The sequence below is a fragment of the Cryomorphaceae bacterium genome, from assembly GCA_007695365.1.
Lineage (GTDB): Bacteria > Bacteroidota > Bacteroidia > Flavobacteriales_D > SKUL01 > SKUL01.
This window is the reverse complement of sequence record REDV01000154.1, coordinates 1-9,878: the sequence shown is the minus strand read 5'-3', so window position 1 is coordinate 9,878 and position 9,878 is coordinate 1. Positions and strand designations below refer to the sequence as shown.

General features: G+C 51.1%; 7 protein-coding genes. 3 read left to right on the top strand and 4 right to left on the bottom strand.

What is annotated here, in order from left to right; genetic code table 11:
* Positions 1 to 205 precede the first annotated feature (205 nt).
* The 4 genes from EA392_15155 to EA392_15140 all read right to left on the bottom strand — a co-directional run bounded on the left by EA392_15155 (position 206) and on the right by EA392_15140 (position 6,195).
* Positions 206 to 1,825 (bottom strand): CTP synthase, encoded by a 1,620-nt coding sequence (locus EA392_15155; GenBank protein TVR36396.1) that lies wholly within the window; start codon positions 1,823 to 1,825, stop codon positions 206 to 208.
* 115 nt (positions 1,826 to 1,940) lie between these two features.
* The gene (locus EA392_15150) at positions 1,941 to 4,277 is read right to left on the bottom strand and encodes a TonB-dependent receptor (protein ID TVR36395.1); all 2,337 of its coding nucleotides are present in this window, start codon (positions 4,275 to 4,277) and stop codon (positions 1,941 to 1,943) included.
* A gap of 129 nt (positions 4,278 to 4,406) precedes the next feature.
* Positions 4,407 to 5,417 carry a DNA polymerase III subunit delta gene (holA, locus tag EA392_15145; GenBank protein ID TVR36394.1) on the bottom strand — a complete coding sequence of 337 codons (1,011 nt, stop codon included), beginning with the start codon at positions 5,415 to 5,417 and terminating at the stop codon, positions 4,407 to 4,409.
* A 4-nt stretch (positions 5,418 to 5,421) separates the two neighbouring features.
* A complete protein-coding gene (locus EA392_15140; protein ID TVR36397.1) occupies positions 5,422 to 6,195 on the bottom strand; it encodes an AMP nucleosidase in 774 nt (257 codons plus the stop codon).
* Here EA392_15140 and EA392_15135 point away from each other — a divergent pair.
* Genes EA392_15135 through EA392_15125 form a run of 3 tightly spaced genes read left to right on the top strand, consistent with a single transcriptional unit; the run spans position 6,176 to position 9,770 of the window.
* On the top strand, positions 6,176 to 6,676 hold the full coding sequence (locus EA392_15135) for a type I restriction enzyme HsdR N-terminal domain-containing protein (GenBank protein ID TVR36393.1): 501 nt from the start codon (positions 6,176 to 6,178) through the stop codon (positions 6,674 to 6,676). The genes EA392_15140 and EA392_15135 overlap by 20 nt on opposite strands.
* Positions 6,648 to 9,239 (top strand): T9SS C-terminal target domain-containing protein, encoded by a 2,592-nt coding sequence (locus EA392_15130; protein ID TVR36392.1) that lies wholly within the window; start codon positions 6,648 to 6,650, stop codon positions 9,237 to 9,239. Before EA392_15135 ends, EA392_15130 begins: the two co-directional genes overlap by 29 nt.
* A 33-nt stretch (positions 9,240 to 9,272) precedes the next feature.
* On the top strand, positions 9,273 to 9,770 hold the full coding sequence (locus EA392_15125; GenBank protein TVR36391.1) for a hypothetical protein: 498 nt from the start codon (positions 9,273 to 9,275) through the stop codon (positions 9,768 to 9,770).
* Positions 9,771 to 9,878 lie beyond the last annotated feature (108 nt).

Below are 9,878 nucleotides of genomic sequence, written 5' to 3'. Positions count from 1 at the left end.
TCGCGGTCTTCCTGTGAGGGTCCGAAAAACATGCTGTACGCAAGGATAATCCCTGCAATAATCACCAATCCGATAACGGAATTCCTATCCATTCTTCCTTGTTTAAGAGGGGGGCAAAGGTAGTGATTCCGAGCTATTGAATGTGCCCGAAATTAGCCGTAAAAAGATAGATTGATTGGTCGCCAACAGGGCGCCACATGCAGGGTTATCGGGCAACCAGCGCGTCAATCTTCACAGCTGCGCGCACAAAGTGTACGAACAAGGGGTGGGGATTGGCCACGGTGCTCTTGTACTCGGGGTGGAACTGCACGCCCATAAACCAGGGGTGATCGGGTATTTCTACGATCTCTACCAGCCCGCTCTGCGGATTCATTCCGCTGGTTCGCATACCGGCTTTGCGAATTTCATCCAGATATACATTGTTGAATTCATAGCGGTGGCGGTGCCGCTCAGAAATTTCGGTTGAGCCGTACACCTGATAGGCCAGTGTGTCGGGCTCAACTCTGCATGCATAGGCTCCGAGCCGCATGGTTCCTCCCTTTTCGGCGATGGTTTTTTGCTCCTTCATCAGGTCAATCACCGGGTTGGAAGTGTGCGCAATCTCGGTGGTATGGGCGTCGGCCAGGCCGAGCACATTGCGGGCGTATTCAATGACCGCGCACTGCATTCCCAGGCAAATTCCGAGAAAGGGCACGTTGTTTTCGCGGGCAAATCGCACAGCCGCAATTTTGCCTTCAATACCTCTTTCTCCAAAACCGGGTGCCACCATGATACCCTTGAGGCCTTCGAGTTTCTGGGCTACGTTATCGGCGTTGATGGTTTCGGAGTGTATCCATTTGAGCTCCACGCGGCACTCGTTTTCGGCTCCGGCGTGGTTGAATGCCTCGGCGATGGATTTATAGGCGTCTTTCAGTTCGATGTACTTGCCCACCAAACCAATTTTTACGTGGGTTTTGGGGTTTTTGTAGCGACGAAGGAATTCATTCCAGCGGTCGAGATTGGGCACGCGGTCAATCGGAAGGTTCAGCTTGCGCAGTACCACATCATCGAGTTTTTCGGCCCGCATCAGCACGGGCACATCGTAGATGGTGGCGGCGTCGAGCGATTCAATCACTGCATCCTTTTCTACGTTGCAGAACAGTGCAATTTTGTGGCGCACATCTGCGGGAAGGTGATGCTCCGAGCGGCAAACCAGAATATCGGGCTGCACGCCAAGTTCCAGCAACATTTTTACCGAGTGCTGCGTGGGTTTGGTTTTCAGCTCGCCGGCAGCGGCCAGGAAAGGCACCAGTGTAAGGTGAATTACCATGCAGCTTTTGCCCAGTTCCCATTTGAGCTGGCGCACAGTTTCGATGTAGGGCAGCGACTCGATATCGCCCACCGTTCCACCTATTTCGGTGATGATGAAATCGTACTCTCCGGTGTTGCCCAGAATTTGAATGCTGTGCTTAATCTCATCCGTAATGTGCGGAATCACCTGCACGGTTTTTCCGAGGTAATCGCCGCGGCGCTCCTTTTGAATCACCGTTTGGTAGATTCGACCCGTGGTTACGTTGTTGGCCTGCGAAGTTTTAACGTTCAGAAAACGCTCGTAGTGACCCAGGTCGAGGTCGGTTTCGGCACCATCTTCGGTTACGTAGCACTCGCCGTGCTCGTAGGGGTTGAGGGTACCGGGGTCAATGTTGATGTAGGGGTCCAGTTTCTGAATGGTAACGCGATGCCCGCGCGCCTGCAGAAGCTTAGCCAGTGAGGCTGAAATGATTCCTTTTCCGAGTGAAGAAGTAACCCCGCCAGTTACGAAGATATACTTGGGTTGCGCAAGCATGAGCCTTGAGATTGGTAACTACGGGAAACAAAGTTAGAAAAATAGATGCTGCACAAGGCCGACAAAAACAAATATCCATCAAGCTCTAAAACAACCGCTTGACATTTTTGTCGTGTTAAAATTTCCAGTTGGCACCAATGCTGGGCATCAAAGGGAGCTGATATACCTCTTCGAATCGCACGCGATCCACATAGAAAATGTTCTCGCGGTTGTAGATGTTCGTTACGCTAAAGGTGGCCTCGATGCTTGAGTTTTTACTGATGGTAAAAATTCTGCTCAAACTAAAGTCCAGGCGGTGGTAATCAGGCAGTCGGCCCTCGTTCAGTTCTCCAAAAATGATCTCTACGTTGTTGGAGTTCACCTGGCTTACATCTGTGTCAATTCCATCCGCAAAGGTTGGCTTCGGTCCGTAATATCCGGCACTTTGGGTGAACGGAAATCCGGTTCCGAAGTTCCAACGCACATCGGCCGACCAGCGATTGTCTTTACCCCATGTGTATGAAGCCACAATGTTTACGTTATGCCGTCTGTCAAAAAACGGATTGTAGGTTACAAATCCATCCCAGCGGTCGGTGTAGGCAAGCGAGTACACCGTCCAGAGATAGAAATTCTTCTCTTCGTATTTCAGGGCGAAATCAAGACCGTATGCGTTTCCGGTTTCTACAATAAAGTCTTTGCGCAACACTTCGGGCTGCTGCGAATCGGTATCTTCAAAAATCTTGTTTCGGTTCAGGATGGTGATTTGCGGAAAGTACTTGTAGTATGCCTCTACGTTGAGATTGATTTTTCGGGTAATGTCCCACTCATAACCTACAATGGCGTGCTGGGCCCGCTGCAAGGGATTGATGATGTCGCGCTGATTACCATTGGGCAGCGTCAACGTCGAAGGCAGATTATCCGGACTTGCCAGGTATCCGATAAAAAGGTTTACCACGTCGCGATCGGAATTGGCAGCAATCAGGTTTTGGCTGTAGAGCCCACCGGCAGCTTTCAATCGGAATGTTTCAGTCACGTTGTACTTCACTCCCAATCGGGGTTCAGGCGAGGCAACACCCAGTGAGCCGTAGTAATGCACCCGGAAGCTCGGCTCCAGCACAAAATTTCCGAGGCGCTTGGTATAAGTCATAAACCCGGCTAGCTCGGTACTGGTAGATTGCTGATCAATGCGAATACCGTACTGGTTAAAGAAGCTGAAATCTGAGCTGAATCCGGTAATATTGAACCCGTAGCTGAACTCGTCTTCACCGGGAAAATACCTGAAACGCAGCCCCAAATCAAAGTTGTTGATTCCGCTTGTGCGTGCGGGAAGATCACTTTCGCTCAGTGAGATATTGTAGTCGGTAATCGAAAAATTACCTTCCATGATGGTAGAGCTTGCTCCGGGTATCAGCACGAAGTTGGTACCCACACCCCACTGCTGCCAGCCAAGGTTAGAGAGCGCCTGGTAACTCACATTGTCTTCACTGAAAAACCCGAAGAAGTTCACCTTGCTACCGTTGTTGGTATTCAAGGATATTTTTCCGTAGAGGTCAGTGTAGTTGAATGGCAGTCCCTCAGGATCCACAAAGCTGTATAGGCTGGGCGAGGTACGATCGAGATAGCTGTGTTTTGCCGAGAAGATGTAGCTAGATGAGCCGTAGCCGTCGTCGGTTTGTTTTTTAATGGGGCCTTCCAGCAAGGCTCTTGCGCCAAAAGTATTGGCTCCCACTACTCCACTGGTTCTTCTCTTGTTTCCATCGCGGGTGGTAATGTCCATTACCGAGCTCACCCTTCCTCCGTAGCGCGCGTTGAATCCGCCTGTGTAAATGTCGGCATTCCGGATAATCTCCGTATCGAACACCGAAAAAAGACCAATGCTGTGAAAGGGTTGAAAAATGATGGCTCCATCCAGCAATACCAGGTTTTGCACGGGCGAGCCTCCCCGTATGTAGAGCTGCCCTCCCTGGTCTCCGGTAAAAATAACCCCCGGCAAAACCTGCAGGTATTGGGCCAGATCGGGTTCGCCCCCGATGGCAGGCAGCCTCTTCATATCCTTGGGCGTAAGTTTCTGCACCGACATTTGCACCTGCGTTTGTGCTTCCTGCCGCTCGGCCGACACCTCAAACTCTTTTATTTGCACCAATGATTCACCAATCAGGAGGCGCTCGTTAATCACATCGCCCCGTCTTACAACCACTTCAACTTTGGCGGTGTCGTAGCCAAGTGCGGTTACCATCAGGGTGTAGGTACCGGGAGGAACACGCGAAATGTTGTAATAACCATTTACATCGGTTGAAGCTCCGAAGTTGGTTCCCTTTAAAAATACATTGGTGAAAATAACGGGCTCGCCGTCGTCGCGGTCGTACACAAAGCCGCGGACGGTTCCTGTAGTCTGGGCCATTGCAAGCGCAGCAAACAGCACTAAAACAGATGTGAAGAGTAACTTTTTTGGGTTCAAAAGCATGGTTTTCAAAAATGCAGGCGGCTAAAGTACAGAATTCAACTCCGCCATCTACCAACGATTTGCACCGAAATGCCCTGCGGTTGGATTTTTATGATTTGCGGAAAAAATCGGGGGTTAAACGGGGCACGAGCAACCCACTCAATGGAGGATTTTAAAAATCAGCTCTTCAAGCAATGCGCCATCATCCGACGTAACATTGTTTACTCCTTTGGCTTTCAGGTCGGTTTCGCGCAAATAACCAAAGATACTCTCTACCTTTCCAACCGGAAAATTTCTTGCCGCCGTGCGGTACTCGTTCAAAAAATAGGGGTTAATGCGCAATGCCGATGCCGCCTGACTATCCGGCACGTGATGAAACAGATACAGTTTGGTGAAGTAACCAATCAATGCGCCATTTGTAGCAATTACAGGATGAGCCTTTGGGTTGTTGGCAAAATGCCGGGCAATCTTTAAGGCCCTGGCCAAATCTTTCATTGCAATGGCTTTCTGAAGCTCATAAACATTGTAATCCTTACTGATGCCTACATGCTTCTCAATCACCTCGGGGGTGATGGATGTACCTTTGGGAAGCGCCACTTCGAGCTTTCCAAACTCACTCACAATACGCTCCAGGTCAGGGCCAATGTGCTCAGCCATTACCTGAAGTGCATCGTTGGAAATGTCAATTTTGTGGCTTTTACAATAATCGCGAATCCACGAGGCTACTTCGTTTTCTTTGATTTTAGAACTCTCCACTACCACCGCTTTTTTGTTCAGAAGCTTGGTAATAGACCATCTGCCGTCCAGTTTTTTTTCTTTGTGGCAAATGACAAAAATGGTGGTCGGAACTGGTTCTTCAATGATGGGTTCCAGTTTATCGAAGTTCTTCATCCGCTGGCCCTCTTTGAGGATCACCACCTGGCGTTCTGCCATCATGGGGTACCGCTTTACAACAGAAACCAAATCGAGCGGATTGGTTTCCAAACCGTATAGCACCGTTTGATTGAACTCGCGCTCAAAGTCCTGCAATGCATGTTGCTCGATGTAATCAGAAATGAGGTCAATATAATAACCCTCGTCTCCCATGAGCAGGTAAATGGGATGGTAAATCCCTTGTTTCATTTCGGCCAGAATCTGGCGTGTTTTCGCAGCGGCATTTGCGGCAGCCATAGGTTTATTCGAATTTGAGGTGTCTTACAGAGCGGCCCTTGTTGGCGATTTCGTTCAATGATTCAATTCCTATTCTGATATGTGGCTCCACAAAGCTGGCAGTTACTTTCCGGTCGCCAATGGATGTTTTCACGCCATCGGGGGTCATGGGTTGATCGGTAACCAGCAACAGGGCGCCACAAGGAATCTTGTTGGCAAAACCGGTGGTAAACACCGTGGCGGTTTCCATATCTATAGCCATGCAGCGCAGGCGCTTGAGGTATGCCTTAAACTCCTTGTCGTGCTCCCAAACCCTGCGGTTGGTGGTGTACACTGTACCCGTCCAGTAGTCCATTTCAAAATCGCGTATGGTGGATGAAACCGCGCGCTGCAACGTAAACGACGGCAATGCCGGCACTTCCGGTGGAAAGTAATCGTTGGACGTTCCCTCACCGCGGATGGCCGCAATGGGCAGGATAAAATCGCCGAGATTGTTTTTCTCTTTCAGGCCACCGCATTTACCCAGAAACAACACCGCTTCGGGATGCACAGCGCTTAAGAGGTCCATGATGGTAGCCGCATTGGCGCTTCCCATTCCAAAATTGATGATGGTGATGTTGTCGGAGGTAGCGTTTGACATGGCCTTGTCTGTGCCCTGCTTCTCTACTCCGCAAATCTTGCAGAAGATATCTATGTAATTCTCAAAATTGGTCAGGAGAATGTACTTCTGAAAGTCGCTCACAGGTGTACCTGTGTATCGCGGCAGCCAGTCGTTCACAATGTCTTCTTTGCTTTCCATACGCTTTAGGCCGATTAGAAAATGTATCTTTGAAGGGGTAAAGATAGCCAAAGCAATGGGCAGGCCCGCATCGCCAATGAGCCAAAACACCTACATCTTTGATCCCATACGCCGCAAGCGGATTTTGCTCACACCCGAGGAGCGGGTAAGGCAAGGGCTGATTCATTTTCTGAAAGATGAGCGCGGTTACCCACCCGGCTTGATGAGCGTAGAAAAAGGGTTGAAAGTGCTCGGAAAACCCCGGCGTTTTGACCTGTTGGTGTACGATGCCAACGGCGAGCCCGTGATGCTGGTTGAATGCAAAGCCGCCGATGTGGCACTGAACCAGCAAACCTTCGACCAGGTGGCGCGTTACAACATTGCCTTGAGGGTTCCGTGGCTGGTGATCAGCAACGGAACTGAAACCTACTGTGCCAAAGTTGATTTCCAAAGTAAAACCCACGCCTTTCACCATGACATTCCGCATTTTACTGATTTGTAGTTTAGGCATTTTACCGGGTCTGTTTGCTTTTGGGCAAAAAACCCACATGGATTTCGGGTTGAAGGCCACCCTTGAGCGCACGCCTTCTGCTAAAATGATTCACATGGCAGCTGTGGGCGATGCAACAGCCATTGCCGGAGCGGTTAACGAACTTGGAGGTAGCATCTTGCACCGCACAGGCAACATGGTAAGCTTTCGCATTCCGGTGGGAGAAATCAGCCAACTCGATGGCGTGCCAGGCATTGACTATTTGGAATTCACTGGCTCTTCGGGCAAACCTCTTAACGACTCCATGCTGGTAAACAGTCGCTTTATTGCTGTGCACCAGGGCTTTTCGGGTTGGCCTGAGGGCCTAACTGGAAAAGATGTGGTGGTGGGTTTGGTGGACACGGGCATAGAGCTGCTGCACCCTGATTTTCAGCATGCCGATGGAAGCACCCGCGTAAAATACCTGTGGGACCAAACCCAAAACGGCACAGGCCCTGAGCCTTTCGGTTACGGCGCTGAGTGGAATGCCGCTGAGATTGACTCCGGCATCACCGGGCACCAGGATCAGCCTCAGTGGTTTGGGCACGGCAGCACGGTTTCGGGTACAGCGGCAGGCAACGGACTGGCCATTGAGGACTTTAAAGGCGCTGCCCCTGACGCCGACCTGGTGGTGGTTTCGTCGCAATTTGGTGTACCCAACTGGACGCTTACAGTTGCTGACGCCGTGCAATATATTTTCAACAAAGCCGATGAACTCGGCAAGCCTTGTGTGGTTAACCTGAGCCTCGGCACCTATAGCGGGTCCCGCGACGGATTGGACGTGGCAGCGCTACTCATTGACAGCATGATCAGCGCCCAGCCCGGCCGTGTGGTGGTAGCCGCCGCCGGAAACTCCGGAAACTGGGCTCCCTACCACCTCGGCTACAACGTAACGGCCGACACCGCTTTTACATGGTTCATGCACAACAACAACAGCGGGCTGGGCTACGGGGCCGTATTTTTTGAGCTTTGGGCCGATACCGCCGATTTTCAGGATGTGCACTTCGCTATAGGGGCTGACCGGGTCAATCCTTCGCTCCAATTCAGAGGGCGAACCCCTTTCCGGCAAATTGAGGCATCGCTCAACGAGGTGGTTACAGACACCCTTTGGAGTTTAAGTGGCAATGCATTGGGCGTGGTGGACTATTTCAGCATTCCGCGCGGTGGGCAATACCGCTTGCAGGTGCACATGGCTACGCCCGATTCTGCTCAGTACAGATTCAGGTTTATTACCACCGGACAGGGAAGATTTGACGTGTGGTCAACTTCCGTTCTCGGGACTTCGAACATGCTATGGAACAACCTGCCATCGGAAGCTGTGTACCCCGACATGGCCCACTACCGCGCTCCCGACAAACACAAACACATTGTAGGTTCATGGGCATGTTCTCCCAAAGTCATCACAGTAGGTAATTACGCCAATCGCGACCAATACATTGACTACAACGGCAATTTGCAAACCTTTTCGCACCCCGCAGGCTTGCTCAGCATCAACTCAAGTCACGGACCAACACGCGATGAGCGGTTAAAACCGGAGGTTTCAGCCTCGGGAGATTTAACCCTCAGCACCGCCAAGTTCAGCACACTGGCCGCACTCATCAACAACGAACCCTTTAAGGTTGCCCAGGGCGGCATGCACTACCGAAACGGGGGAACAAGTATGGCATCGCCGGTGGTATCGGGTGCAGCCGCGCTATTGTTGGAAATGTGTCCTCAGGCCAACGTGGAAACCATTCGCGACGCCATTCTCAACCACACCTATCCCGATGATTTCACCGGAGTTGTGCCCAACAACGCATACGGAACAGGTAAGCTCGACGCAGAGGCAGCAGTCAACGCTCTTTGGTTTCAACCGCAACTCAATGAAGCAGGTACGCTTCTGCTTTGCGAAGGCGATGATCTCCTGCTTCAAACAACCGACAGCTACAATTCCTACCTCTGGAACACGGGAGAAACGGATTCCTTTCAGAATCCCGATACAAACAGCTCGTGGTGGGTGGAAGTACTGAACGATGCGGGCTGTATCGGCCGGTCGGACACGATTCACGTCGTTTTTTCGCCCCTTCCCGAAGCTGAAATCACCATCCAGTGGGACACCCTGCTCACGGTCTATGACAGCACATGGACTTATCAGTGGTATCTGAATGGTGGTTTGCTGGAAAATGCCAATCAACATTTTTTCGTACCCACCCAAAGCGGAGATTACACCGTGGAGGTAAGTAACGAAGCGGGCTGCGCGACGATTTCCGGGCCTGAAAACTTCCTCATCACCTCCGTGAAGGAATCGCAATATGCATCGTGGCAAGCGTACCCTAACCCGGTGAGCGACAACCTCTGGATTACTGGAAATGAGCGCGCAATGCACATTACCGTTTTCGGAGCAGACGGCAGAATAATTCACAGTTTTGAGCCGCAGCATGCCGCCTCCAGCCCCATTGAAATAGCCACGCAAAATTGGCCGGCCGGTGTTTACCTGATTCGGATTGAGACATCGTCGGGTCCGCAAACTCTGCGCGTAGTTGTAACTGAGAGGTAGATTTTTACTTTTGCACCACCTTAACACATCAACATGGATTTAAGCATCATCATCAGCGTAGCCGGAAAACCCGGATTGTACAAAGTGGTAGGAAGGTCAAAAAACGGGCTCATTGCCGAATCGCTCACCGATAGCAAGCGTATTCCGGTTAGAACCAGCGACAAGGTTAGTGCGCTTTCCGACATCAGCATTTTCACCACCACCGATGATGTTCCCCTGGTGGATGTGTTTGTGAAGATGTGGAAGCATTTTGAAGAGAAGGAAACCCCTGCCAGCGACCACAGCCCCGAATGGATGTCGGAAACCCTGCGCGCCATCGTTCCCGATTACGACGAGAGCCGCGTGTACAATTCAGACCTGAAAAAACTCTACAAGTGGTACAACCTGCTTGTAACCGCCGGGCTGATTGACGATCAAACCGAAGGGGAAGAAGCTACTTCTGAAGAAAGCGCTCAGAAAGAAGAAGCCACTGAGACGAAAGCCCCTGAGAAAAAGGCCAAAAGCAAGGCCAAAAAGAAAAAGGAAGACTGATTGGATTTCACCCAGGCCGCGCCATTCCTTTGGAGGCCTCCTGAAAACAGTTTGAAAAAGTACCCGGAGCGGGAATCGAACCCGCACGGCCGCAATGGCCACAGGATT

Coding starts and splice junctions, on each gene's coding strand:
- EA392_15155 (TVR36396.1), bottom strand. CDS start 1,825: ATGCTTGCGCAACCCAAGTATATCTTCGTAACTGGCGGGGTTACTTCT.
- holA (TVR36394.1), bottom strand. CDS start 5,417: ATGGCTGCCGCAAATGCCGCTGCGAAAACACGCCAGATTCTGGCCGAA.
- EA392_15135 (TVR36393.1), top strand. CDS start 6,176: ATGTCTTCTTTGCTTTCCATACGCTTTAGGCCGATTAGAAAATGTATC.
- EA392_15140 (TVR36397.1), bottom strand. CDS start 6,195: ATGGAAAGCAAAGAAGACATTGTGAACGACTGGCTGCCGCGATACACA.
- EA392_15130 (TVR36392.1), top strand. CDS start 6,648: ATGACATTCCGCATTTTACTGATTTGTAGTTTAGGCATTTTACCGGGT.
- EA392_15125 (TVR36391.1), top strand. CDS start 9,273: ATGGATTTAAGCATCATCATCAGCGTAGCCGGAAAACCCGGATTGTAC.